This is a genomic window from Ruminiclostridium cellobioparum DSM 1351 = ATCC 15832, assembly GCF_000621505.1.
GTDB lineage: Bacteria > Bacillota > Clostridia > Acetivibrionales > DSM-1351 > Ruminiclostridium > Ruminiclostridium cellobioparum.
Genome location: NZ_KK211298.1, coordinates 16,553 through 43,326, shown reverse-complemented (window position 1 = coordinate 43,326; position 26,774 = coordinate 16,553). Strand labels below are relative to the sequence as shown.

20 protein-coding genes and 1 CRISPR repeat array are annotated in these 26,774 nt (G+C 41.9%); of the genes, 6 read left to right on the top strand and 14 right to left on the bottom strand.

Annotated features, from left to right (window positions below; genetic code table 11):
- The first annotated feature begins 36 nt into the window (after positions 1 to 36).
- Positions 37 to 1,227, top strand: a complete 1,191-nt coding sequence (locus tag T344_RS0127165) for a glycoside hydrolase family 130 protein (RefSeq protein WP_027631319.1) — start codon at positions 37 to 39, stop codon at positions 1,225 to 1,227.
- A 266-nt stretch (positions 1,228 to 1,493) separates the two neighbouring features.
- Here T344_RS0127165 and T344_RS0127160 read toward each other — a convergent pair whose 3' ends face one another.
- From T344_RS0127160 to T344_RS0127140, 5 genes are all read right to left on the bottom strand, one after another.
- Complete coding sequence (locus T344_RS0127160) at positions 1,494 to 2,477, bottom strand: glycoside hydrolase family 43 protein (protein ID WP_242842155.1); 984 nt, start codon at positions 2,475 to 2,477, stop codon at positions 1,494 to 1,496.
- 70 nt (positions 2,478 to 2,547) lie between these two features.
- Positions 2,548 to 3,834: an arabinan endo-1,5-alpha-L-arabinosidase gene (locus tag T344_RS0127155; RefSeq protein WP_242842154.1), complete on the bottom strand. Its 1,287-nt coding sequence runs from the start codon at positions 3,832 to 3,834 to the stop codon at positions 2,548 to 2,550.
- A 216-nt stretch (positions 3,835 to 4,050) separates the two neighbouring features.
- Complete coding sequence (locus T344_RS0127150; RefSeq protein WP_027631316.1) at positions 4,051 to 4,911, bottom strand: carbohydrate ABC transporter permease; 861 nt, start codon at positions 4,909 to 4,911, stop codon at positions 4,051 to 4,053.
- 1 nt (position 4,912) lies between these two features.
- The gene (locus tag T344_RS0127145; protein WP_027631315.1) at positions 4,913 to 5,809 is read right to left on the bottom strand and encodes a carbohydrate ABC transporter permease; all 897 of its coding nucleotides are present in this window, start codon (positions 5,807 to 5,809) and stop codon (positions 4,913 to 4,915) included.
- A gap of 165 nt (positions 5,810 to 5,974) precedes the next feature.
- Positions 5,975 to 7,342: an ABC transporter substrate-binding protein gene (locus T344_RS0127140; RefSeq protein WP_027631314.1), complete on the bottom strand. Its 1,368-nt coding sequence runs from the start codon at positions 7,340 to 7,342 to the stop codon at positions 5,975 to 5,977.
- 851 nt (positions 7,343 to 8,193) lie between these two features.
- Between T344_RS0127140 and T344_RS0127135 the strand changes: the two genes are divergently transcribed.
- Both T344_RS0127135 and T344_RS0127130 read left to right on the top strand, forming a co-directional pair.
- Positions 8,194 to 9,117: an ArsR/SmtB family transcription factor gene (locus tag T344_RS0127135; RefSeq protein WP_004628956.1), complete on the top strand. Its 924-nt coding sequence runs from the start codon at positions 8,194 to 8,196 to the stop codon at positions 9,115 to 9,117.
- A 79-nt stretch (positions 9,118 to 9,196) separates the two neighbouring features.
- Positions 9,197 to 9,613, top strand: a complete 417-nt coding sequence (locus tag T344_RS0127130; protein ID WP_027631313.1) for a Fur family transcriptional regulator — start codon at positions 9,197 to 9,199, stop codon at positions 9,611 to 9,613.
- Here the strand turns inward: T344_RS0127130 and T344_RS0127125 are convergent, their stop codons facing one another.
- The 8 genes from T344_RS0127125 to T344_RS0127090 all read right to left on the bottom strand — a co-directional run bounded on the left by T344_RS0127125 (position 9,614) and on the right by T344_RS0127090 (position 19,619).
- Positions 9,614 to 10,171, bottom strand: coding sequence for a GNAT family N-acetyltransferase (locus T344_RS0127125; RefSeq protein ID WP_027631312.1), 558 nt, complete (start codon positions 10,169 to 10,171; stop codon positions 9,614 to 9,616).
- Between the two features lie 176 nt (positions 10,172 to 10,347).
- Positions 10,348 to 11,853, bottom strand: a complete 1,506-nt coding sequence (locus T344_RS30145; protein ID WP_027631311.1) for a hypothetical protein — start codon at positions 11,851 to 11,853, stop codon at positions 10,348 to 10,350.
- Positions 11,854 to 12,047: 194 nt separating this feature from the next.
- A complete protein-coding gene (locus T344_RS0127115; RefSeq protein WP_162178062.1) occupies positions 12,048 to 13,019 on the bottom strand; it encodes a glycyl-radical enzyme activating protein in 972 nt (323 codons plus the stop codon).
- Between the two features lie 41 nt (positions 13,020 to 13,060).
- Positions 13,061 to 14,014 (bottom strand): ABC transporter permease, encoded by a 954-nt coding sequence (locus tag T344_RS0127110; protein ID WP_004628951.1) that lies wholly within the window; start codon positions 14,012 to 14,014, stop codon positions 13,061 to 13,063.
- A gap of 13 nt (positions 14,015 to 14,027) precedes the next feature.
- On the bottom strand, positions 14,028 to 15,584 hold the full coding sequence (locus T344_RS0127105; protein WP_242842153.1) for a sugar ABC transporter ATP-binding protein: 1,557 nt from the start codon (positions 15,582 to 15,584) through the stop codon (positions 14,028 to 14,030).
- A 238-nt stretch (positions 15,585 to 15,822) separates the two neighbouring features.
- The gene (locus T344_RS0127100; RefSeq protein WP_027631307.1) at positions 15,823 to 16,956 is read right to left on the bottom strand and encodes a substrate-binding domain-containing protein; all 1,134 of its coding nucleotides are present in this window, start codon (positions 16,954 to 16,956) and stop codon (positions 15,823 to 15,825) included.
- Positions 16,957 to 17,012: 56 nt separating this feature from the next.
- Positions 17,013 to 17,264, bottom strand: a complete 252-nt coding sequence (locus T344_RS32020) for a glycine radical domain-containing protein (protein WP_027631306.1) — start codon at positions 17,262 to 17,264, stop codon at positions 17,013 to 17,015.
- Positions 17,265 to 17,384: 120 nt separating this feature from the next.
- Positions 17,385 to 19,619, bottom strand: coding sequence for a pyruvate formate lyase family protein (locus T344_RS0127090; protein ID WP_027631305.1), 2,235 nt, complete (start codon positions 19,617 to 19,619; stop codon positions 17,385 to 17,387).
- Between the two features lie 341 nt (positions 19,620 to 19,960).
- Here T344_RS0127090 and T344_RS0127085 point away from each other — a divergent pair, with 341 nt between their 5' ends.
- Genes T344_RS0127085 through T344_RS0127075 form a run of 3 tightly spaced genes read left to right on the top strand, consistent with a single transcriptional unit; the run spans position 19,961 to position 24,034 of the window.
- Positions 19,961 to 21,571: a response regulator gene (locus T344_RS0127085; RefSeq protein ID WP_027631304.1), complete on the top strand. Its 1,611-nt coding sequence runs from the start codon at positions 19,961 to 19,963 to the stop codon at positions 21,569 to 21,571.
- Between the two features lie 33 nt (positions 21,572 to 21,604).
- Positions 21,605 to 22,591: a sensor histidine kinase gene (locus tag T344_RS0127080; protein WP_027631303.1), complete on the top strand. Its 987-nt coding sequence runs from the start codon at positions 21,605 to 21,607 to the stop codon at positions 22,589 to 22,591.
- 15 nt (positions 22,592 to 22,606) lie between these two features.
- The gene (locus T344_RS0127075; RefSeq protein ID WP_027631302.1) at positions 22,607 to 24,034 is read left to right on the top strand and encodes a sugar ABC transporter ATP-binding protein; all 1,428 of its coding nucleotides are present in this window, start codon (positions 22,607 to 22,609) and stop codon (positions 24,032 to 24,034) included.
- A gap of 13 nt (positions 24,035 to 24,047) precedes the next feature.
- On the opposite strand, the gene T344_RS0127070 is transcribed toward T344_RS0127075, so the two are convergent.
- Entirely contained in the window at positions 24,048 to 25,802 is a 1,755-nt protein-coding gene (locus tag T344_RS0127070) for a methyl-accepting chemotaxis protein (protein ID WP_027631301.1), read from the bottom strand.
- A 351-nt stretch (positions 25,803 to 26,153) separates the two neighbouring features.
- Positions 26,154 to 26,772: direct repeats of the CRISPR family, unit length 28 nt; unit sequence ATTTACATTCCAGTATGTTTATATAAAA.
- Positions 26,773 to 26,774 lie beyond the last annotated feature (2 nt).

Below are 26,774 nucleotides of genomic sequence, written 5' to 3'. Positions count from 1 at the left end.
GTAAACAAAATATTTTATGGTCATGGAGAGAAAATTATGGTATTTGATGAGAGGCTCCGTTATCTGGTACAGGAGCATAACAGTCTGACAGGCAGGAAAAATTCAAAATTAAAAGGGGGAAACGGTATTTTTGACAGATACCAATATCCTGTAATCACCAATGAACATACCCCTCTGTTCTGGAGATACGATTTAAACCACAACACAAATCCGTATCTCATGGAACGAATTGGTGTCAACTGCGCATTCAATCCGGGAGCCATTGAATTAAACGGAAAGATTTATCTGGTGGTCCGGCTGGAAGGCACCGACAGGAAATCCTTCTTTGCCGTGGCCGAAAGTGATAACGGAATAGACAACTTCAAGTTTTGGGACTACCCTGTTGTAATGCCTGAAACTGAAAATCCTGATGTAAATGTATATGATATGAGGCTTGTAAAACATGAGGACGGCTGGATATACGGACTTTTCTGCACAGAAAGGAAGGACCCGGCCGCACCCTCCGGTGATACTTCAAGTGCCGTTGCAGCATGCGGCATGGCAAGAACAAGGGATTTGAGAGACTGGGAGCGCCTGCCCGACCTTAAGACCTCCTCCCCGCAGCAGCGCAATGTCGTGCTTCATCCGGAATTCATCAAAGGCAGGTATGCTCTCTATACCCGGCCCCAGGACGGTTTCATCGACACCGGAAAAGGCGGCGGTATTGGGTTCGGATATACCGACAGTATGGAGAATGCATGCATTGATGAAGAAATTCTTATGGAATGCAAGGAATACCACACCATAAAAGAGGTCAAAAACGGACAGGGTCCTGCTCCCATAAAAACACCGAAAGGCTGGCTCCACATTGCCCACGGGGTACGAAACACCGCCGCCGGCTTGCGTTACGTGGTTTATGCCTTCCTGTCGGACCTTGAGCATCCGGAACAGGTCACAAAACGCCCGGGCGGATTCCTCATAGCCCCCGAAGGTGAAGAACGTATTGGTGACGTATCCAATGTTGTATTCTGTAATGGCGCTGTAGCAAGGGCTAACGGAGATATTCTCATTTACTATGCCTCTTCTGACACAAGGTGTCATGTTGCAGCCACCACAGTGGACAAAATGCTGGATTATGTAATGAACACCCCCGAGGACCCTCTGAGAAGCTATGCCTGTGTACAACAGCGAATAGAGCTGATTTCAGGGAATCTTGAATTGCTCAGCAGTAAGAAAATTATATTGTGAGTGGAGGCGCTTATGAATCCAAGCCATGGAGATATGCCCCTGGAGGAGCTGGAAAAGTATACCGGCAGAATATGAAATTTCTTCATTGGTTACTGTATGTGGAAGCTTCTCAGCATAGTAAAAATTCCCGGTATCGTGGCAAAGTATGATGTTGTCCACAATGAAACCAGATTTCTGCTCAGATTATTTTAAGCTATCAATAAAAATAAGGGATGTCCATTTAAAATGACATTCCCCTATTTTTAAGTACAATCAACAGTTTTAATTTATTGTTCTCCCGGTCTCCCGAAATCAGGCGTACCGTCTTCATTCCATCTTAATTCCCTGGTGAACGTATGCCTGTTGGGGTCATACAAAGGCTCTTCCACTTCTCTGTAAGTACGGGCATGATAAACGAGGATATCCTTTTTGCCGTCTTCGGATACTGTAAAACTGTTGTGCCCCGGTCCATACTGCGCTGTATCTTCGTTTGTTTTGAATACAGGTTCTGCCGCCTTTGTCCAGGACCCGGCCTCCAGCAGCTCTGAGTTTTCATCGGCACTGAGTAAACCCATACAGTAGTTTGAATCCGTTGCACTTGCGGAATAGCTGACAAATATCCTGCCGTTTCTCTTTATAACAGCAGGCCCTTCGTTTACATGAAAGCCGATCTGTTCCCACCTGTAAGAGGGACTTGAAATCATTACCGCCTTTGAAGCTATAGTCCAGGGGTTGCTCATCCCGGCAATATACAGGTTTGATAGGTTTCTGCGTTTTTCTGCCCAGATCAGATATCTTTTTCCCCTATGCTCGAAAGTAGTGGAATCCAATGAAAAGTCGGTAAATGCAGTTGGATCTGTTTCGCTCTGGATCTTTCCTTTTTCCTCCCACATGTGGGTCATCGGGTCGGAGCCTGTGCACTCCAGCACATATGGCCTGATTTTCCACGCATCTCCCGCTTCTCCGGCGGCGAAGTATATATACCATTTCCCATCGATATTGTGTATTTCGGGAGCCCATATATGCTCGCTCATAATACCTTTTTTATGTTTTCTCCATACAACGGCGGGTTGGCTGCCGGCCAGACCGCTTATAGTTTTTGATTTTATGACCTCAATCCGGTCATATTCCGGCACAGATGCCGTAAAGTAATAAAATCCGTCTGTGTGCTTATAAATCCAGGGATCTGCTCTCTGCTCCAAAACCGGTTTTATTAAAATTTTTTCTGCCATTACATTTTCACCCTTGTCATCGTAATTTTTGTAAATCAATTGATCCCCGCAATGCTGTTTATTAATGTTACGGTTATAGCAATTGTCCGCTGTCAGTTGTCATGGTCTTTCAGTCTTTTTTACCCCAAACGCAGATTCCCGAATTGTCTATTCCCGTATACACTAAAGTGGTTTTCCAATTTTCCCAGTCCCACGAAGGCATCACCTTCGAAGTTTGCTCAATATATTCGGCTCCCGGCTTCCTGCCCGGGTCATACAGCTTCATACAAATAGTATTATCAGCTCTGAATTCCCAGGTGCTCTTGCCTGTTCCGTCATCAATTTTTCCGTTTGACTTCAGAGTAATTTTTTTTGAGGAAAGCTGCAGGTTATTGTCCTTATCAAGTACAATGACCTCCCAGTCCCCAACCAGAAGTTTTTTACTCAGCTTCTGTTCTTTTTCACCGGCATACCTTTCAGGTGATATCAGAGGCCAGCCGTCATCCGACCAGAGTATTTTTCTTATGTGCAGATAGGGCCAGTTGGTATCCCGGTCTCCTCTGGCATGATGCACAATAAAGTAGTCATTGCCTTCCTTCAGTACCGAGTTATGTCCCGGCATTACCCAGCCGTCCTTTCGGCCGAATTTGTATCCGCCCATTATTTTGGTGCCCACATCATTGGGGGGCAGCCCGGTATCGGTCATAACATTCCCATTAAAGTCAACATAGGGTCCTGTTATTTTATCAGCCCTGCCCACCCTGACATTGTAGTCCTTTGACAGAGAATCATATGATACAAACAGATAATACTTTTTACATTCGGGATTGTAGACAATATACGGGCCCTCAATTGCAGAGGCCACACTATTGCTTCTGGTTGCAATCAAAGAAGGCTTGCACCCCTCTTTGAGCTTTCCCGTGCTTGTATCCATTTCAACTATGAAAATTCCGCCAAAAAAGGAGCCGAAGGACATGTACAGGTTTCCCTCCGCATCATAAACAGGATTGGGATCGATGGCATTCCAGATGGAGGAGCTTGTTGACTTAATCACTTCCCCTTTGTATTCCCAGGGGCCCTCCATGGATTTGCCGGTGGCCAGTCCTATAAAGGATTGATTTGTACCGAATCTTGAGGCTGCATAGTACAGGTAAAAGGTGTCGCCGGACTTTATTGCATCCGGTGCCCACAGCGTCCTGGCTCTGGTCCACTTGCGGGCATCCTCGGGCACTTTTGAAAAAACTCTGCCCACCCATTCCCAGCTGATAAGATCCTTTGATCTTCTTATGGGTATTCCGCCTTTAGGCGTTCCCCCGACCTTTACATCCGTTGAGATTGTGTAATACCACTCACCGTCTTTAATAACGGATGGATCATGAAAATTCAGGCTGCCCCATTTTGTTTCATCACTTGTCACAGAGTGGTCATACAGAGTCTCTTTTGGAGGTTCCTCCGGATACGCTGCAGATAGATTATCTTCATTATCACCGCAGGCAGTTAAATTAAAAATAAATAATCCTGCCAGGATAACTGCAATAAATTTTTTTATATGAAAGCCCCCTTAACCAACAGTTTGTGAACTCCCGGCTCACAATTTTCAATACATTGCCCCAGCTGTCCGTGACACTGAAATTTAGCCTTTTACCGCACCTGCCGTCATACCGTCAATGAAATATTTCTGGAAGGCCACAAACAGTATGAATATAGGGATTATTGAAAAGAAAGATCCTACAATCAACAGGTCGTAGTTATTGCCATACGGTGTCAGCAGGGTCTTCAAACCTATCGGGAGGGTAAACTTGTTCTGATCCCCCAATACCATGAACGGCCACAGGAGATTGTTCCAGCTGTTCATACCGTTCAATATGGCCATAGCCGCAAAGGAAGGCTTCATAACCGGCAGGATCAGCCTGAAGAATATAAGATATTCGTTGGCTCCGTCAACTCTGCCTGATTGGATAAGTTCCTTCGGTATGCTTCTCAGGTATTGTCTGAAGAAGAATATGGTTCCTGCATTTGCAATACCCGGCACTATAATGGCACTGTAACTGTTCATCATGTGAAGATCATTGATCAATGAATACAACGGAAGCAGCAATATTTCAAAGGGCACCATCATTATCAGCAGTACGCAGACAAACAGCAGATTGCGTCCTTTGAAGTCATAGGCTGCAAAACCATAGGCTACAAAAGCACTGATGAACAGGGTGAGTGTCACCTGTCCGATGGTAAGAAACATACTGTTCTTAAACCACATAAAATAATCATGTTTCCCCGTAAAAAGAAATTCAAAATTCTTAAAGCTCATAACATCCAGGTCGAATCTTAAATTCAAGCCATAGCGTATCAAATCGGCACCCGGTTTAAAGGAAGAAAGCGCCACTGCATAAAAGGGAAGCATAATAACTATGAATAAAACTGAAAAGAATATAAGCAGGAGTACTTTTGCAATTATATTTTGCCTTGTCCCGCCTGTATTTTGCAGGTTGTTCACATTAATCCTCCTCCTTTTTGAATGTTCCTGAAAGTTTGAGCTGAGTCAGATTAATAGTCATAGCAACTATTAAAAGGACAATTCCAACCGTAGCTGCATATCCCAGCTTGTTTTTTTCTATACCCTGTCTATATAAATATCCGACTATGGTCAAACCAATATTTTTCGGAGAGTTGTTTCCATTGAACATCATCAGGCTTTCGGTAAACATCGCCAGACCGGCGTAGATACTGATCGTCAAAACGTAGATGGTTGTCGGTTTCAGCAATGGCATTGTAATGGCCCTGAACTTCTGCCAGGCCGAAGCACCATCTATCGATGCCGCTTCATAATATTCACTGTCAATACTTTTTAAACCGGACAGGTAATACAACATGTTAACCCCTGTCCATCTCCAGCAGGCGAGAGTCAATAAGGCGGCCATGCTTAGATTCTGCTCCTTCAGGTATTTGAAAGGACCCATTCCAAAAAGAGATAAAATTGAATTCATTAGTGAGCTTTCCATTTCACCGAAAATCAAACGGAAAATAGTACCTGCCACAGCAACTGAAGTTAAAGCCGGAAGGAAGAAGGATGATTTGAAAAATTCTCTTCCCCACATAAGCTTACTGTTTATAAGACATGCAAATAACATGGGGAACGGTATTAATAGAATCAGAGTTCCAACCATATAAACAACACTGTTTGTTATTGATTTAAGAAATACTTTATCTGTAAGCAGTTTAGTATAATTTGCCGTTCCGATCCACTTGGGATCCTGACCCAGCATTCTCTCCTGAAAGCTCATAACAAATGAGTTAGCAAGAGGAAACAGCCAAAATATCAAGAATATGATTACGAACGGTAAAACAAAAATGTATGGTGCAACCTTCTGAGAATACACAAACTTCTTTATCATATTCAAATTCCCCCTTTCGTGATAAAGTAACCGACATATGCCGGAATTACATAATCAGTGCGAGTATAAATCTCCCACTGATTATGCGGCCTCCGGCCATGAAACATATGGCAGTTCTAAATCATATTATGCGATATATAAGACATGAGTCTTGATGCTCTGCTATTACTTCAATTCCTGGGTAATTTGCTCCTGTGCCTCATTTAAAGCTTCCTTGACATCCTGCCCATCCTCGAAAATAGCATTCAGTGTAACCGTACAAAGGATATTATTAATAGTCGGAGAAGCTTTGACTGATTTAATGGCTTTGATTTCATTTTTGATTTCATTCAATGTATCAAATGCATTGGTCTTGAAGTATTGAACGTACTCGTTGTCAGGGTTGTGAGTTACGGCTTTGTCGTTCCACACTTCCATGTTGACCGGGTCGAAGCCCAAAGTGTTCCAAATTTCAGTAGTAGCTTCTTTTGAAAGCTTGGCGAATGCAACGAATTCCTTAGCAAGCTGAACGTTCTTGGCAGTCTTGGTAACAACGGTACCTGTTCCGCCCAAACCTACCGAACGGGGGTCGCCTTCCTTAAATACCGGCAGCGGAGCTATGGCATATTTACCTTTAAGATCCTTCATTTCATTTATAAATCTTGACATGAACCATTCCGGCATTAGTGCACTTGCATAGTTGCCTTTGTTGTATTCACCCTTTGCTTCTTCAGTATCCGGCTGTCCGCCCGGAATAGTGTGGATAACATTATTCTTCTGCAAATCCACCAGCATTTCCATGGCTTTAATCATTTCAGGGGAGTTGACCTTTGGCTGTCCATTGTCATCTGTAAAGTCGGAATTCTGCTGGGCCAGGAGTAATGAAGCCTGCCATGTGGCTGATGTATCAGCTGTTCCCATATATTTTCCAGTCTTTTCATAAACCTGTATTCCTGCTTTTTTATAATCATCCCAGGTCTTGATAGTTTTGTAATCAACACCTGCCTTTTCCAATATTTCAGTGTTATAGTACGCAAGAGTGGCACCTACGTGATAGTCGAATCCATAAACCTTGTCGCCTTTGCTGTAAATTTCAACACGGGCGGGAACGGTTGTGCTCTTGTAGGGTTCAAATACATCATTCAACGCTTCCAAAGGAACGTTGTCTCCTTCAAGGAAGTTAGGGAATTTTCCAAGCTCGATATCAGCTATATCCGGAGCACCCTGACCTGTCTGTACGGCTATCAGAAGCTTGTTATGCATATCGTCGTAAGGCATAACGGTAACGTTCAGCTTGATCTGTTTGTCAGGATTTTTCTCATTCCACAAACCTAACATTTTATCCAGATGTTTACCATGTAAATCAACAAATGTCCAAAAGTTCATTTCTGTTGCATTTGCACCTGCATTTGAGCCTAATTGCTGGGTTTGCACCGCAGCCGAGCTGGAAGCCGCAGCTGTTGAATCTGCCGGGCCGGAAGAACTGCCGCAGCCTGTCAGAGCAAATACCGCCATCATGCATACCGCAAGCGTCAAACAAAGAATTCTTTTCATAAAAAATATCCTCCTCTAAATTATTTTTTATATTTAACCTGAACTTTAATCATGAGAAAGACCATAATCTGCTTGTGTTAATATCATTATGTACACGCACAATCAAATAATAACTTTTCTCACTTTGGTTCATAATTAAACTGCATTTTAATTCAGTCCAATATTTGCTTTTACTGATGATTTTTTTTACACCGGAAGAGTTTCACTGGAAAGCGTTGATTAACATGTAGATTTCAAATTAATTAATTTATTCTCTAATGTATTTTCTCCTTAAATCAATAATTTAAAATAATTTGAATTAGTTTATATTTTATTAAAACAATAACAGTTTTATATTAATATTATCCCATTTAGAACAATTTAGAATATGAAATTACGTATTTTATAAAAAGTTTCACAATTTTTGTTCAATATTTTATGTGTTTATTATCTCTTTTTTACAAAAGCCTGTCAATATAAAAATTTAAATTTTTATATAATATTTTAAACTAATATAAAATATTCGCCCAATATTACATATTTAGGTAATTATTTGCGCTTTATTTTACATTTTCTTAATATAGTCCTGAATTTTCGGTAATAGTTTATAAAACACTAAATCATTATCTTTCTATTTATAAGCTTATGTTATATAATAAATATTGAGGCATGAATTGAAAGACAAAATAAATTATTACGGATATTCCATGGAATGTTTTAGCATTTTATAAACTAATTTAATGAATTCAAACCAATATTCAACATATTTTTAGACAGCATTATTGAACTGTTTACCTTTTACTTATTTATGTTAGAATATTATTAGCTATATTTGAGAATATTTAATTTTTAAATATTACAAGGAGACTAAAATGATTCACATTACTAAACTTAAAGACAGCCTTCCTATATTCAAAGCATTGAGCTCCGATATAAGGATTGAGATTATTGATCTCCTGGCTGAACATAAACAGCTGAATATGAATGATATCGCTGAAAAGTTAAATCTTACAAACGGTGCGGTTACTATGCATATTAAAAAGTTACAGGAATGTGGTCTGATAAAAATCTCTACTCTGACAGCAAAACACGGTATCCAAAAAATATGTGCACTGCATGAGGATAAATTTGTTATAGACATAGCCCAGCAGGAGGTTGCCAATTCCTATGAACTTGAAATCGGAGTGGGTCATTACTCCTCTTACGAGATTTTTCCAACCTGCGGCCTGGCTACACAATATAAACTAATCGGTGAAGTTGACAATCCCAGCTATTTTGCCGACCCCGAGAGAATAAACAGCGATATTTTGTGGTTTACAAAAGGATATGTGGAATACAGGATACCTAATTATCTGAAACCCGGACAGGATTTCTCTGAAATCCAGATATCCATGGAAATCAGTTCCGAAGCACCCGGGAACTGCAGCAACTGGCCCTCGGACGTCAACTTCTGCATAAACAACGTACATTTAGGCAGTTGGACCAGCCCCGGCGATTATGCCGACACCAAAGGTATACTCACACCCTCCTGGTGGTTTTCTGTCTGGAATCAGTATGGGCTTTTAAAGCTTTTGACAGTAAATAAATTCGGAACCTTTATAGACGGCCTTCAGATCTCCCCCATTACGCTGGAAGACCTGAATCTGACTTATAAAAGCGATTTGTTTTTTAGAATGTCGGTCCCTGAAGAAGCCGCCCATGTGGGAGGACTTACAATTTTCGGCAAAAATTTCGGCAACTATAACCAGGGTATAAATGTGAGGGTTATTTATGAACAGGTACCCGTTCAGGGATAACCTCAAGTTGATTGACATATAAAAATTGGAGTGGTATATATTTATTTACCGCCATTTAATCGATTGAAGGGGAATTCCAATGAAGGAAAACATTTTGAAGGCAACGGATCTAAAAACCACAAAAAGCCGTCTGGCAATATTGAAATTATTGGAGAAATCCTCGGTGCCAATGACAGCCGAGGATATATATTCTATTGTTGTGAAGGATGTTCATCTGAGTCTTTCCACAGCCTACCGCACTCTGGGAACACTTTCGGATAAGGGAATACTGCTTAAAAATTTAAGCCAGGACGGCAAGACCTATTACCAGATAAACAATCACCAGCACAAGCATCAGCTTGTCTGTACCTTGTGCAGTAAAACCGTACCCATTGATGAATGTCCGCTGACCAATATGGAAGAGTATCTGACACGTAAAACCGGCTTTGCAATAACGGGGCACAGTCTTGAATTTCTCGGAATATGTCCGAAGTGCACTGAAAATATGAAAGAATAGCTACCCTTTTTTTGACTGCCATTCCTCGCGGAGTATCCCATAATACTTTTCATCATCCCAGTCTCCGCGTTTATATCTTACTTTTCTCAGCTGGCCTTCCAGAGTCATTCCCAATTTCTTCATAATATTTTCCGATCTGAAGTTATTGGCGTTACAGCGGGCACAGACCTTATGAAGTTTCAGGCATTCGAAGCCGAAATCCGTCATTGCGCCCGCCACTTCAGTGGCATAGCCCTTTCCCCAGAACTCCTGCATCAGAAAGTACCCTATTTCGCCGCAGCCTCCCCCATCATTCCGGCTGTGTATCTGTATATCAGCAAAACCGATAAAACTGTTATCTTCTTTTGAGAAGGCTGCAAAAGCATAGGAGTTATTCCTGTTGGGCATATCTTCCACACTTAGGAAGTCTTCAAAAAACGGAAGTATTTCCTGCTCACTGTTAAATTCATCTATCCATGCATATCTCATAATATCCTTATTTGAAAAAACAGAATAAAAAATATCAAAATCCTCTTTCTCAAACAGTCTGTAATTTACACGTGTTGTTGTCAGGTTCATGGGGCCGCCTCCGGAATATAATTCTTATGATGAAAACAGATCATCCTGCTATATTATATATGATAAGCCCCAAAAATAGAATACAAATGAATTTTCCCCGGAAACTCAACTGACGACAACGCAGTCCCGGGGAAATTCAACCGCCGGCAATATATGAATTTAGATGTTACAGACCACTAGGGATACATGAACAAAATCCTGGCTTCAACAGGTACCTGCATATTTAAACTGTCTTTCATTCCATTCAGAGAAACCGCATATGCAATTATATTGCGTGCCAGTCCCCTTATCTGTACTTCATATGCGGCAGGTACCGAGGCGATGGTGAAGAAAACCGAGCTTCTGGCCGGTACTGCAGAACTATTCCTGTAGTAACCGGTTTTGGGAGTAACCGTCATATTGTACATGATAATATCAATTACTCCTGTTGCTTCATTGTTATTGTTAAGTACCCACACCTGGACAGTGCCGGCATCAGCGCCGGCAGTAACCGGTCCTGTTGTGACCGCTCCTGCGGCTGTTTCGACTATATCAGCTACCGTCCCGGAAGCTGCGGCGGATGTTGCGGCCGCTCCTGCGGCGGTTTGAGCTGCTCCGGCTGCCGTCCCGGCTATACCGGCTACCGTTCCGGATATGGCGGCTACCGTTCCGGATATGGCGGCTGATGTCGCGGCCGCTCCGTTGACTGTTTCTGCCGCACTTGCTATAGTTCCCGATACGGCAGCGGCTGTGGCTGCTTCTCCTTCCACTATGTCGGCCAAACTTGCCTGTGTACCCGATATTGCTGCGGCTGCTCCAGCCTCTTCTGCCAGTATGTCTGCTGCCGCTCCTGCGGTGGCTGCTCCCGCTGCTGCCAGGCCCGCGGTTTCTGCCGCTATGTCTCCCGCCACTCCCACAGTTGCTGCTCCCGCTGCCGCCAAGCCTGCGGTTTCTGCCGCTATGTCTCCTGCCACTCCCACTGTGGCTGCCCCTGCCGCTGCCAGGCCTGCAGTTTCTGCTACTGTATCTGCTACTGTTCCCGCTGTTAAGACTGTCGCCGCTGGTACTTCCACTACTCCATGTACTGTACTCGCCGCCGCCCCTGCTGTTAAGGCTGTTCCCGCAGATACATTCGCTAATCCACTGGATGTTAACGCCAATGCCCCTGCTGTTCCGGCTGCTCCTGCAGCTATATTTGCCAATCCATGTGTTATATCCGTCATCGTTCCGGCTGCGTCAACTGCTTTTTTAACAGCTCCCACCGCAGTTTCTCCCAGACCTACTATGGCTCTCTCCAGGAGATCGGTAATTGACTCTATATTCTTTTTATCCTCATTTTCTTCAGAATTTCTAATTTTTTGTTCTATTGCTTTAAGGCCATATTCCTTATTGATTAAAAGACAAATAATCCTTATAAGCAATTCCTTATCGCTGGCACAGGCAAAATTACAACAGTCGCAATCACCATATTTGCAGCATATTGTTTCACAGTTGTATTTACACTTATTACATTTGCTGGATTTGTTACCTCTAGTATACTCCTCACATTCATAGCCGTTAACCTGATTGGTAAATACGCTTGCTGTCTCAACTATATCTGCGCTCCCAGTATCCGGTGCTTTGCCAACCGGTTCTCCCGGTTGAACATTTGCTACTTCGGGCTTCCTTCTGTTCAAACTGCCAGGATTTCTTCTCCTTTTCATAATTTTTCCCCTAAGCCACCATATTATAATTATAAAATATGCCGGATTGACTGATATGGCTACAAAAACAGGTATCGATTATGTTAACGGATACCACCCGGTGTTTTTATCAAAATAAAACACCCTATGGCATTATTACCTTTGTCCGTTGTTGTCCTTCAGGCAATAAAACCATAGGGTATACATGCATCCCATTAAAATTTATAAATATGGATATTATACTCATTTAATATTTTATTTAATTCCAGCATCCTTGCATCGGACGGCACTGCAGCATCAGCCAGCTGATATTCCCGGCCGAGACTGGTGTATTTGCCCCTGCCGAGTTTATGATACGGCAGCAGTTCCATCCCCTTGTAATTTTTTAAATTTTCCGATACAAACCTTGCTATATTTCCGATTTCTTCCTCACTGTCATTAAAGCCCGGTATTACAGGTGTTCTTATGATAAGATCATAGCCGTACCTGGCCGCCAGTGTGTCCATAAGAATGATGTTTTCCTTTATCCTGCTGTTGTCGGAGCCCGTCCATTCCAGATGCCTGCTGCTGTCACAGGATTTAAGGTCCATAAATACAAATTTCAAATATGGCGCCACCAGCTCATAGTCATGTTTTTCCCCTGCTCCGCAGGTTTCAATGGCAGTATCAATCCAGTTTTCGCAGAAGGACTTCAGAAGAGCATATGCATATTCCGGCTGTGACATGGGTTCTCCGCCCGACAAGGTGACTCCGCCGCCGCTCATTTCGTAAAAGGGCATATCCCTCTTTACAATATCAACTACCTCTTTAACCGTCATTTTATCACCGACTATTTTACGGCATTTGGGATAGCATTTTTCAATACATTTAAAAGCTTTTTCTCTCTTATTGCATGAATCGCAAATACTTCTGTCGGCAATAAGACCGTTATCCAGTGCCCCGTATTCACATAGCCTTACACAGGCTCCGCAGCCTATGCACTTATCCTGAAAAAATACCATTTCCTGGTGAAATTTCTGGGTTTCGGGGTTACTGCACCACTTGCACCTGAGCGGGCAGCCTTTCAGGAAAACAGTGGTTCTCAACCCAAAACCGTCGTTGATTGCATACCTTTCAATATCCGATATAGTTCCTGTAACCTGGTTTAGTTCCTCACTACTGCTGTTCAGGTACTTATTGTCTATCAAAGCCATACCTCCGCTCCAATACATTTTTATCCGATTATATATTAATTGTCCCTGTTGGCTAAAACTGCGAACACTATAATAACGCCCTTTAATATCATCTGCGGATATGATGCTATACCCATGAGGTTCATTATATTTATCAGAACCCCCATCAGGAATGCACCTATCAGGGTTTTCGTAACACTGCCCACACCGCCGGATAAGCTTGCACCGCCCACAACAACGGCTGCAATGGCATCAAGTTCATAGCCCTCTCCGACTGTTGCCGTTCCCATGCTGAGCCTGCCTGCCAGAATCATTCCTGCTATGCCGAAGAGCAGTCCGCCCAGGGCATAGGTTATTATGAGATATTTTTTAACGTTTATTCCTGCAAGCCTTGCAGTCTCGGCATTTCCTCCAATAGCATAAATACCCCGGCCATATTTGGTTTTTCTTAAAATTACTGCAAACACTACAAAAATCAATGCAAGTATAATAACCGGAATTGGAATGCCCCAAAGATTTCCCTGTATGAATTTAGGAAGAAATGTTCCGTCTATTCTTCTGTTTTGCCCTACCTGATACATGTAGGCAATACCTTTTAAAATGGTCATCATTGCAAGAGTTGCAATAAACGGGGCAACTTTGGCATATGCCACCAATATCCCCGAAACAATTCCAAACACAATACATAATAAAATTACAAAAATTATTGCCAATATTCCATGCCCGTCCTGTATGAAACCGGCTGTGAAGCACACCGATACCACAACAAACGAACCTACCGACAGATCAATTCCTCCGGTTATGACTATCAGCAGCATACCGATAGCACATATCGCATAAATAGAATTCTGAAGAAGTACCGTTTTAATATTGCTGACAGTTAAAAAGGCAGGCGAAGCAAGTGATCCATATATCAGCAAAATTGCAAATGCAATAATTACGAAGTTTTCCTTGGCAAATCTTGTTACAGCTTTCAGTTTTTGATTTTGATTGGATTTTATAAGTTCCATTTGATACACTCCTTTATGCGGTAATAGTTCCGGTTGCATAGCTCATGATGTTCACTTCAGACAGCTCCTCTTTTTTCAGCTCGCCCGAAAGCTTACCTTCTCGCATAACATATACTCTGTCACTCATTCCTATTACCTCAGGCAGGTCAGAGGATATCATTATTACTGAAACACCAGCCTTTGCAAGGTTTTTCATAATTGTGTATATTTCGAATTTGGCCCCGACATCCACACCTCTGGTCGGTTCGTCGAGAATAAGAATTTTAGGCATGGTAGCCAGCCATTTGGCTATTACAACCTTCTGCTGGTTACCTCCGCTCAGGCTGCTTACCTTGTTCTGTACATTGGCGGTTTTGATTTTAAGTCTGTCGACAAGGTCCAAAACCAGCTGCGTCTCCCTTTTTTTGTTTAGAAGCCTGTTTTTTGTAATCCTGTTTAATGCGGCCAGAGATGAATTGAAGGCAACGGATTTTGAAAGAATCAGACCATTTCCTTTTCGATCCTCAGTTATAAAACCTATACCGCTGTTAATGGACTGTTTAGGATTTTTTAATTCCACCCTTTTGTCATTAATAAAAACATTGCCTTTGCCCTTTTTTATATAGGCTCCCACTACGGCACTCATGAGCTCGGTACGCCCGGCACCCAGCAGTCCTGAAATGCCCACAATCTCACCTTCCCGGAATTCCATTGTCACATCGTCAACAATTTTTTTACCGTGGTAGGTTGGATGTTCCACCGAAAAGTTTTCTATCTTCATAACGGTTTTTCCGGTCTGTGTTTCATCCTGCGGATAAAACTCCTGCATTTCTCTTCCTATCATATACGACACCAGATCGTGGTGAGTCATGTCGGAGGTCTTTTGTGTGGTTATCATTTTGCCGTCTCTCATGACTGAAATAGTATCTGTCAGTTCAAATATTTCCTCCAGTCTGTGGCTGATATATATAATAGTTATTCCGTGCTTCTTCAAATCTCTTAAAATTTCAAACAAAAAGCTTATTTCTCTTCCTGTCAATGGTGCCGTCGGCTCATCCAGGATCATTACCCTGCCTCCCAGATTGATGGCCTTGGCTATTTCAATGAGCTGCTGCTGCCCGATGCTCAAATACTTTACCTTTGTATGGACATCTATTTCAAGAGATAATTTTTTGAGTGTTTCTTCGGCCAGCTCAAAGGTTTTTTTCCAATCCACCATACCGTTCTTAAGAGGCATGTTGCCAAGGAACATGTTCTCAGCAACGCTCAATTCGGGAATTAAAGCCAGTTCCTGGTGCACCATCACTATACCCTCTTCATTTGCATCCCTCGGGCTGTTCAGCTTCAATTCCTTTCCATTCATGCATACTGTCCCCTCATAGGTGCCGTGTGAATATTTTCCGCCGAGTATATTCATCAGCGTGGATTTTCCCGCACCGTTTTCTCCGATCAATGCATGAATGTCTCCCATATTGACCGATAGGGAAACATCGTCCAGGGCCTTTACGCCTGAAAAAGCTTTAGTTATATTTTTCATCTGGATTGTACAGGATATTTCACATGCGTTTTGACAAAACTTTTCCACATACATCTCCCCTATATTATTGGATTAAAATGGAGTGCCACAAAGTACATGCCTGAAATTTGTAAAGCTCATCACAAGTGTATCTCCTACAAATTCGGGCATGTACTTTTAATGGAACTTCCCATCTGTTAAAACCGTACTCGCGCACTGTATCCGGTATTAATTCATGTATTGCATTTGTCTCATTTTGAGACATCCCCTTCTTATGACTGTTCCTATAGTGTTCTTATAGTATTTTTATATATTAATACTGGGATTTTTCATCGTATACCTTATCAACATTGGCTTTGTTGTATAAAGTATTTGGTACATAGAAGGTTGCAGGAGTTGTAACTCCCTTTGCTTGTTTTGCTGCAAGATATACAGCCCATTTACCCATCATTCTGGGATCATTTGCAACAGTTGAAACTATACCCTTGTCTCCGTCCTTTATCCATTTAAGAACTGACTTTCTTGCATCTATTGAGGTTACAAGTATCTGTCCGGACTTGTTTATGGAGTCAAGTGCAGCCACAACTCCCTGGGCTCCTCCGTCGCAGGCGCTGAATATTACATCAATGTCGGGGTTTGCCTGCAGAGCGTCAAGAGTTTCATTCATTGCAGGTTCAGGCTGCCAGTTATAATATCTGTAAGCCACAATTTTAAGATTGGATTTGCCGTACTTTTCAAGCATGTAATCGTTATAGCCTGCCAGCATTCCCCAGCGTCTGAGGTCGGATTCCTGCTCCTGGGCTGCGGCCGAAAGCACAAGTGCCTTAACTTCAGGTTTCCAGCCATTCTTTTCGTCATAGGACTTTGCAAGTTCAAAGCCTGCCTTATATCCGCTGTTTTCAACATCACAGGATACAAAGGTGAATGGCGCTCCCTGGGCATCCAGAGCACAGTTGACAACTGTAAGCGGAATATTGGCTTCGTGTACCTTGGACACTGCCGGAAGTACTCCTGTCGAATGGAAAGGATTGATTATCATTGCGTCAGGTTTGATATTAACAAGTGTTTCAATGTCTGCAAGCTGCTGAGCCAAATCATTTCCGGCATCATAGACCGTAAGCTTCACACCCAGGTGCTCGGCCTCCATCTTAGCCAGTCTTACCAGCTGCTCCCACCATTCGGAGCCGGCTATATTTCTCTGGGAAAAACCAATGGTTAAACCTTTGAATTCATCTTTCTCACCCAGCATTGCTTCAGGCAAAGCTTCCAATTGTTCCTTTGTTGCTGAAAATACTCCGCCTTTTTGTGCCGGCTGGGTTGTTGATACATTAGCTGCGGCACCTCCCGTGCCGCCATTTGTTGAAGCAGTTTGCCCCGAACTGCAGCCTATTGCCAGGGTTGCCAGCAAACTGATGCTTAATGCAAGACTCACCAATCTCTTTTTCATTATTTTTTTCCCCCTCAAACTAATTATTTGAAATTTATTGTGTTACTGAAGTTTTTCTAAAGTTTTTCTTCGGTACGTTCGATAATATCCTGCTGAACCTCTTTTGAAAGCTGGGTAAAATATGCGCTGTACCCGGCGACTCTAACCAGAAGATTCGAATACTTTTCAGGGTCCTTTTGGGCCTCCAGAAGAGTTTTCTTACTTACTATATTAAACTGCATCTGTGAGCCGCCTGCCGCAAAATAGCGGTCTATGAGACTGACGAAACGTTTCAGGCCGTCGTTCTTGTTTACAGTGATTTCAGACATGGCTGATCCCCCTTTTTCATTAAATTTAACAATATAACAAATATTTTGATTTTAATAAATAAACATTATTCAGCTGCCTGCTTGCCAATTATTTGTTTACATAAAATACAGTAAAATGCTCTATACCAAATCAGCGGGGCTGAATTTCATATTATATAATGAACCGCAGGAAAGTAAAATATTATTAAGCTTTGCTACTGAAGCTATTGCGGCTGTGGGACCTTTTATATCGGTTCCGCGCATGGGAGACTGTCCGTCGGCAACGGCGGTATAAGCTTCCCTTCCGTCAGGTGTAGCACCGCAAACCTTGCCGAATGGCGTATTACTTGAAACTGTACTTGTGGAACAGTGCAAGGTTCCTCCTATAGGCCCTCTTCCATAGCGGGTATTCTTATAGGATACCAGTTCATTAGCCACAGCTGCAAGCATCTCACGTGCGATCTCATCCACTTCATCTATATCGTTGCCGTATTTTGGAGCCTGGAGACACATGGCTTTGATCTGAACACCTGAAGGATCGGTACTCATATCACTGAAGTTAGTTTCAAGTGCGTGCTTCAATTGTGCACCAGTTATGACCTTATCGTCAAACACCAATTTCTTGATGGCATACAAACTATTGGCAACGTTGGCGGTACCTATTGTCTGCTGGCCTGTCAGATCATACTTTGCTCCGCCCTGCTTTATGGGCTTTCCTCTTGGAATGGTCGTTGTGGGACATCCAAATATGGCTGCCATGGGTTCGTCAAGAGTTTCCTCCCATACCTGGTCAATTGTATTTTCGAGAATTGCCTCCATTTTGACGTAATAGGCCAACTGGTCAAGATATGCTTCCCGGACCTCTTCAAAGCTTTCAAAGGTTGCGAGATCTTTTCCGTTTTTATTCGGGTGCAGGCATATTCCTGTTCTTGGATCAGTTCCGTTATACAGGGACATTTCAAGGATTTTGGTACAATTGAGCCATGCACCGCCTGTTCTTCCTCCCAGCAAGCCTGCTGTTCCAGGCTCAACACAGCCGATTACACAGTAGTCATAGGCGTCATTCAATTCATATCCCCTGTTCATCAAGGCCGGAATATAGGTTTCATCATTAAATATTGACGGCAGACCTGTTCCGAGTCTGATTACTTCGGCAACCTTCATTTTGAACTCAAATGGAGTATTGCGGTGGAAACGGACTGTTAGTGACGGTTGAGGCACCCTTGTATTGAAGGTTGCATCAAGGCAGATGTAGCTCAGTTCATTTGTAGCATCGCACTTCTTTACCGGATGCTGTCCGCCTATGGTAAGGTTCTGGAACATTGGAACACCCCTGTAGAAGTCTGTGTCCACCCAGCTTCTTACCTTGTTGCAGGTATATATCTGAAGGAAGAAGTTTTCTGTCAGCTCAAGGGCAAGGTCACGGGTAAGTGAACCGTCGGCCAGTCCTTTCTTATACAGCGGATACATAAATTGGTCGTATCTTCCGAAGGAGACTCCGGCGCCGTTGTCTTCAATCTGGATGCAGATGTGTACCAATATTATGAACTGGAGTGCTTCCCTGAAGTTTTGAGCCGGGTAGCGAGGAATCCTTCTGCAGATTTCAGCCATTTCATACAGTTCCTTTTTCCTTGCCTTGTCTGTTTCCTGGGCTGCCGTCTTTTCAGCCAGATCGGCATATCTTTCGGCAAACCTGATAATTGCGTTTGCACTTACCACAGCTGCGTCATAGAAATCCTTCTTTTTAATTGCATCAGGTTCATTCCAGTTGATTTCCTCCAATTTCTTTTGGCATTCATCAATTATATATTGGATACCATGGGTAAAGAGGAATTCATGATCCGGTGCAAAGTGACCGTCTCCTCCCTGGAAGTAGGTTCCGATATCGGCCGCCTTTAAGTCGTAATGTGTAGCCAGGGCATCCTTTGGCAATCTGGCCCTCAGTGTATCGGTATGTGTTTTTCCGGCCCACCAGTCACACATGGACTTTATTACAGGCTTGTCTTCTTCACACAAGATATATTTGTCGGCAGGTCTTTCATCAGGAAAATAAGGATTCCCCTTTATAAGCTCCTCCTCCACCCATTCTACTTCAAACTCTGGAAACAGCGGTGCCCATCTTGGTTTTGATGCCTGGTTTCCCACAAACAGACTGCCCGGCATAATGTATATACTCATATTCTGAAGTACATGGTCAATTGCTTTTGCCCTTCTGACTATCGCCGGCAGACTCATATTGTCCTTATAAAATTCTGTCAGGTAATGACCTCTCTCCGGACAAATACCATAAGCAAATGATGTCACATATTTATGCAATCTGTCGATTCGCTCTGATCTGACCGGCTGGGTGTCAATTTGAAATGATCCAAGTGCCATTTGTAATCCTCCTTTTGGAAAATGAGATAGAATATTTATCTTGATTGATTTAGATTGTAAGATATGCACAAAAACCACTTTTCGAGTTCCCATATCGCTTAGTGATTTCTTACAACACTATATTAGCATCTGAAGTTTTGTTTTAAAACTTAATATCTTTATATCAGGGGGTAACTTCTTTAGATGTTGCGTCTCTTTTGTATAATATCCATAGTTTATATATGTATTTTAAAAAATTTATAGTGTATAATGAACAATGAAATGAGAGCATCATAAAAATATCCGAAACACCAAGCACAGCAATTTAAATCCTTATACGTTATTCAGCGGGGGTAATGTCAATGCTAAAAGTTCTGATAGTAGATGATGAAATAAAGGTATGCAGACTGATCCAATGTCTTGTGGATTGGGAAGCCCTGGGGCTGGAGCTTATAGGGTTTGCACAGGACGGTCTGACTGCGCTTGATTATGTAAAGCAATATAGTCCCGATATTGTAATAACCGATATCAGAATGCCAAACTATGATGGCCTGGACCTGATAAAGAATTCTCTGGAGATTAATAAAAACATACATTTCATAATCATAAGCGGTTACAGCCAATTTGATTATGCCCAGAAGGCTATAAAATTCGGGGTGGACGATTATTTACTGAAACCCGTTAAAAAGAAAGAGCTGCTTCAGACTCTTCAAAAGCTGATAACAAAACACCAGGTCTTGAAAGACAACCTTTCTGAAAAGGAAGAGATAAAAAAACAATTGACGTTTACCGAGAAGAAGTTAAAAAGAAATTTTCTGAGTGAGCTGCTGGAAAAAAGCACAATTACTGCAGACAGCTCAAATCCGGATGAAATAAACAAACATTACCACTGCAATTTTGTCAGGGGCAACATCCAGCTGCTGCTGATACAACCGGTTATCAAAGGCTCAAATACCGATTCCCGCGTATATGAATTTGTTTTGTCAAAAATAAGGGATACTGTGGCCGAGGATCTTTCTCTGTTCAGCGAGGTTATTTCCATAGTTAGAAGTGATTATGTCTACTGCCTTATAAATGGGACCAATGAAGAATTTTCCAGGCTGCGCAAGCAGTTGAAGAAGTTCAGAACCACCATCCTGGAATTAAAAGATGTCATAGGTGATTTCAGACTGTTTATTGCCCTGAGTTCGGAAAAAAGTGATTTAAGCGGGATAAATGACTGCAAACGCGAAGTGAGGATTGCAAATCTGAATAAATTGATATCCGGTGCCGATTTATTGGAGTACACCAACATAAAACCAGCTGCCGTCCGTTCAGAACAGATTGTTGACGGAAAATTCAGAAAAGAGTTTTTATTTAATATTGAGACCTTGAATCATATCCAGCAAAAGATATTATTCGATAAGCTGAAGTCAGACATCAAGTCGGTCAGCAATTTAACCGGCCAGCTTGTCTTTGATGTTTATAAGGAGCTGATTGATTTATTTAAGTTCAGTATAAGGACTTACGGAATTATCATAAAGAATGAGAACCTCCTTGAAACACTGATGTATGACTTTTTTATGTACTGCTCTGTGGACGAGGTTTTTGACAATCTCCTGCAAAGGATTGATGAAAGTCTTGATACCTGGACTGCCGAAAAAAAATTGGAGAATTCAAAACCCATAAGGCTGGCAAAGCAGTTTATCAACGAAAACTATAACCAGGCACTTACCCTGGAGATAATCGGAGATAAAATAGGCTTTAATCCCACCTATTTTTCCAGTGTCTTTAAAAAGGAAACCGGTATGAATTTCGTGGATTACATTACCGAGATCCGTGTCCAGAATGCCAAACAAATCCTGGTCGACACCGATAAAAGCATTATTGATATATCCACCCAGGTAGGCTTTAATGATATAAAATACTTTACAAAGAAATTCAAAAAGTCTACCGGACTCAGCCCCACTGAATACCGGAAGCTGTATTCCTAAAAACTCATTATATACATTGTGACAGGTGCGCATATGAAAAGAAAAACTGCCTTATCCACAAGAAGTACCCTGGCTTTTATTGTATTGATTTTAATGAATATTGCAGGAATTATTGCAGTTGACGATCTAAAATTTAAAGCGGTGATGACAATATTGCTGCTGGCCTTAATTTCCTGCCTTTATTATTTGATTGTCCTGCCTTACGTGAATATAAAGAAGCAATATAAAATGTTTCTGAACGGTCAGATATATGAAGAACTCTTTCAAAATCCCGACTACCTTACACCCGAAACCGTCAAGGTCATGGACCGTTTTCACTATCTGCTCAACAAGCAGGATGCAATCAATATGTCAAAGAAACAGGCTGAGTATCTGGCTCTGCAAAATCAGATAAATCCCCATTTCCTGTACAATACTCTTGAGGCCATCAGAGGAGATGCCTTGTATGCAGGTCTTGCAAGTATTGCCGAAACAACCGAAGCACTGGCCTCCTTCTTCCGGTACACCATAACTGATGTGGGTAACCTTGTTACCCTGGAGGATGAATTGGAAAATATAGAAAACTACTTTACAATACAGCAATACAGATTCGGCGATAAATTCAAGTTGACCGTAAACTATCCCGACAATGAAGATATCCTGTTAAATCAGGTGCCCAAGCTAACCCTCCAGCCAATAATCGAAAATGCAATCTTTCATGGATTAGAGGGTAAATCCCAGGGCGGCAATATTTTTATAAGTATCGAAAGCACAAGGAAAAACCTGTTTATAAGTGTAAAGGATGACGGACTGGGAATACCCTCGGAAGTATTGACTAAAATAAATGATTCTTTGGAGCGTGTGGCCGTCAGCTATGTTAACAGTGATAAGAGGAAAGCCGGAGGAATCGCACTTAAGAACGTATGCAGAAGGATAAAACTCATATTCGGAGACGAGTACGGTGTTCATGTATACAGTACGGTAAATGTCGGAACGGATGTACGGCTCACACTTCCTAAAATTCCAAAGCATGCAGAATAGACCCGGAGGAATGCAATGAAAGAGGAGATTTTCAGAATAGACAACGGCCAGCTTGTGCTCAAGGGGCAGAAAATTTTTAACAGCATTTACCTTCAGGTTTTTGCAGGTGAAACCCTTGGGATTATCTTTGACAACATGGAGGAAAAGAACGCCTTTTTGAAGTTGTTAAACGGAGATGCCAGACTGTCCTACGGAAGGATGTATATTAATGAGGAGGTCATAGAAAGCAGCAGCAATGACGATCCTGTCAAAAAAAACATCTTTACGATAACCGAATCATCAAAACTGATAAAACAGATGAAGATATATGAAAATATTTTTCTCTTCCACTCAGAGGATATTTTTCTGAGATCAGGCCTATACAGGAAAAAAACCCAAACGCTTTTTGAGCACTTTAATATAGATATACCCATAAACAAGCCCATCCCCCAGCTGACCAACCTGGAAAGCATCACCATAGAACTGCTTAAGGCATATACCCTTGATTGCAGGCTTATCGTACTTTCCAATATAACCAGCATTCTGACCACCACAGAGCTGATCACTTTCTTTGAACTGGTAAACAAGCTGAAAAGTAAAGGGATTGGCTTTATTGTAACTGAGACCTTTGAAGATGTTGTCTTCGAACAGACCAACCAACTCTGTCTGATAAAAAACGGAAAAACAATGGGCCTTTTCAATTCGGCCAACCTGGACCGAAAAATGATATATCAGCTCTTGAATGCCAAACAGCCGGATGATTCCTACAGGGATATTGCAAGTGAGGGCGGCACATCCTCACAGCAGAGGGAGGTCGTGCTTTCTCTGAATAACATATATACCGATGTTTTGCAGGATATCAGCCTGGATATCCGGCGCGGCGAAATCCTGAAGATATTTTATATGGACGATGAAAGCAAAAATGACCTTATCGGTCTTCTTAACGGTACAATAGGCACTTACAGGGGGAGGATCACCGTTAATAATAACAGCTATTCTGCCAGCAGTATAGCCGATGCCCAGGAAAAGGGAGTGTGCTTTGTCGAGGAAAATCCAACCGAAGTAATGCTTTTTAAAAGGCTAAGCGTATTGTATAACCTGTGCATACCATTATCAAACAAGGTCAACTGGTTCTGGGTCAAAAGCAGATACGGCAAAAGTGTAATAAGGACTCTTGATCAGCTGATAGATCCAACTTATTTCAAAAAGCCGGTGTACATGGTTCCGCCCAGCATACAGCAGAAAGTGGTTTACTGCAAGTGGCTGCTGTATTCGCCCAGGGTTCTTGTGTGTATAAAGCCCTTTTCAATCACCGATGTAAAGGTCAATCAGATTACCGAGCAGATGATTAATTTGTTGGCAGACAGGGGAATTGCAATTTTGATAGTCACATCCAACTGGCCATCGCTCAGCGATCTGAGGGGTGATACCATTTATCTCAAAGATGGCAGGCTGGGGTTATAAAATCCCGGCGGTCTTAAATTCCTGTGCCCCTGACTGCATCATTTCCGGGCGTTATAATGAACCGTGCCGCCTGTTCTATCATTCTGTCCGAGCTTTCTTTAATATTATAGGTCATGTCTTTGGTTTCTGCCGATTTTTCATTTATTGTCATTGTTTTGCGGGCGATATCGTTAATATCTGCCGCACCTTCATTTGCTGCCAGAGCAATTTCATTTATGGCCGAAACCATGTTTTGTATTGTAGCCAGCAGCTGCTCGCAGGTTGCGCTTAAGTCGGTTGAATTGTCGTAATAGTAAATAGCGTCCTTGCTGTATTGTTCACTGGTTTCCAATAATAGAGAATAGTCGTTGAGTACCCTTTCATTCATAAATTTCAGCATATTGGTTGAGTTATCCGCCAAATCCGCTACCGAGCCGGTCACAAGATTTGTTATGTTTTGCAGCTTTGAGACGGTATTTTTTGATTCGTCGGCAAGTTTTCTTATTTCATCGGCAACCACCGAAAAACCCTTTCCGTGCTCACCGGCTCTTGCGGCCTCAATTGCCGCGTTCAATGCCAGCAGGTTTGTTTGCTCGGTAATGGCAAGTATTGTGGAATACATCTCCCCTATCTGGTCAACTTTCTTTACATGGATCAATGAACTGTTAAGCTTCTCCTGTGCGGTCTCAAAAAGCTGTCTGGCTTCATTCAAGGAATCCGTGGCCTTCTGCTTTATGTTTCCGGCTCTTTGGTTAATATCCGTTGCAATATTCACCTCTTCCAGAGCCTTTGAAGCTACATTTTCAACTGCCGTTTCTATTTCATGGGCAGTGGCTGTCATTTCCTGTGCCGAAGCCGCCGTTTCCTGCATCCCTGCCGATAATTCCTGGGCAGTCCCTGTAATGGCGGCCACTTCACCGTTCAGTTCCTCGATTCTCTCATGGGTTACGGCAATATGTTCCATGGATCTGTCGGCCTCATATTTGACCGTACGTAAAATATCGGTCAGGGACATTTGCATTTTGCCGATGGAATTTATTATCTGGCCGACCTCATCCTTGTGCTTCTTATAGGTCTCAGGAATTTCCTGTGACAAATCTCCCGAACCTATGATATTCAAATGCCTGGCGGCACTGTTCAAAGGCCTTGAAATTGACCTTGCGATTATAATGGCAAGGATGATGCCAAGGGCGGCTGCAATAAGGAAAGTTCCAATCAAAAAGGCTATTGCTATTTTTTTATTGTTTTCACTATCGGTATGTATCGTCATAGACAGATTGACAAGACTTTTTGACAGTTCCTGATACTGCTGCTGATAATCATTCATATACTTGACATTATCACTGTATTTTTTCATTGCAGACTTCTGATCTCCGGCCATTGCCAGCTTTATGATTTCGTCTCTGGCTTCATTGAAATTCTTGACGTTAAGAGAAGCCGAAGAAAGGGCATCAACCTCAAAATCATCTATTTCCAATTCCTTGAGCCTTGAAATATCTTCTGATATGGTCTGTGTTCTCAGGTCAAGATCCTTCAGTTTTTCCTCCTGAAAAGTTTTGTTACCGGTATTCAAAATTATATAGAGCAAATTCGCTTCATTAGCCCGCGAATTTGCTCTTATGTCATTTATGTATTCCGTACCCTTAAGATAATTGTTGTATAAACTGTCAATACCGGAATTGGCCACATTCAAGAAGTAATAGGATACAGCTCCCTGGCCTAACAGCAATATCAGGAAAAAAACAGCCATAACCAATACCTTGTTAAATACTTTCATGTTTTTGAACATAACATTAGCACCTCTCTCTACTTATTACGTAAACTTGTATATACTCCTAGATTATATACCCAGAGAAGGTAAATTGAAACTGTTTTTTAGTTAAATTGACTTATTATGACAACTTTTTCCTATATACTATGCCGAATCTTTAGTTTACGGAATCTGCCGGTACAAATACGTACCTAAATGGTAGGAATGTTTATTTATTTGAGAAGATTATTTGATTGACAATAGGTAAATGAGTTCAAATAAAACCTTACTATTCCCTCCGGTTAAGGATTTATTTCTTGAGCAAACTTTATCTCCATTTTGATTATATAAAAGCTGCAAACCGTCCGGGCCACCGTCATTCTTTCCCATATTTACATTCCAGTATATTTATATAAAAACCAGAACTAACCCTAGAAAAGCAAGGGTATTTTGTGAATTTACATTCCAATCTGTTTGTATAAAAACCCTGCCGCTGGCAATGTTCCTCGAAACGCCTGATCTATTTACATTCCAGTTTGTTTATATAAAACCGATACAAGGCCCGCAACGGGCACCCATCAAGAGCATTTACATTCCAGTTTGTTTATATAAAAATGGGTGGCTAATTGTAGTACTGGTCGTGGTCGTGGTATTTACATTCCAGTATGTTTATATAAAAACGTCCCAGGAACATATGGAACTGACAATGATAATCCGATTTACATTCCAGTATGTTTATATAAAACTTATATATCCAAAGTCAGTTGTTCTGACTTTTTCACATTTACATTCCAGTATGTTTATATAAAAACTCCGGTTTTGGACGTTATGATCACAGATATTGACAAATTTACATTCCAGTATGTTTATATAAAACCCGATATCTCGATTTATTCATTCCCCGACGGAGGATATATTTACATTCCAGTATGTTTATATAAAACCAAGTTAACCTCCTCGTATTAAAATATTTGCTTAAATATTTACATTCCAGTATGTTTATATAAAAAC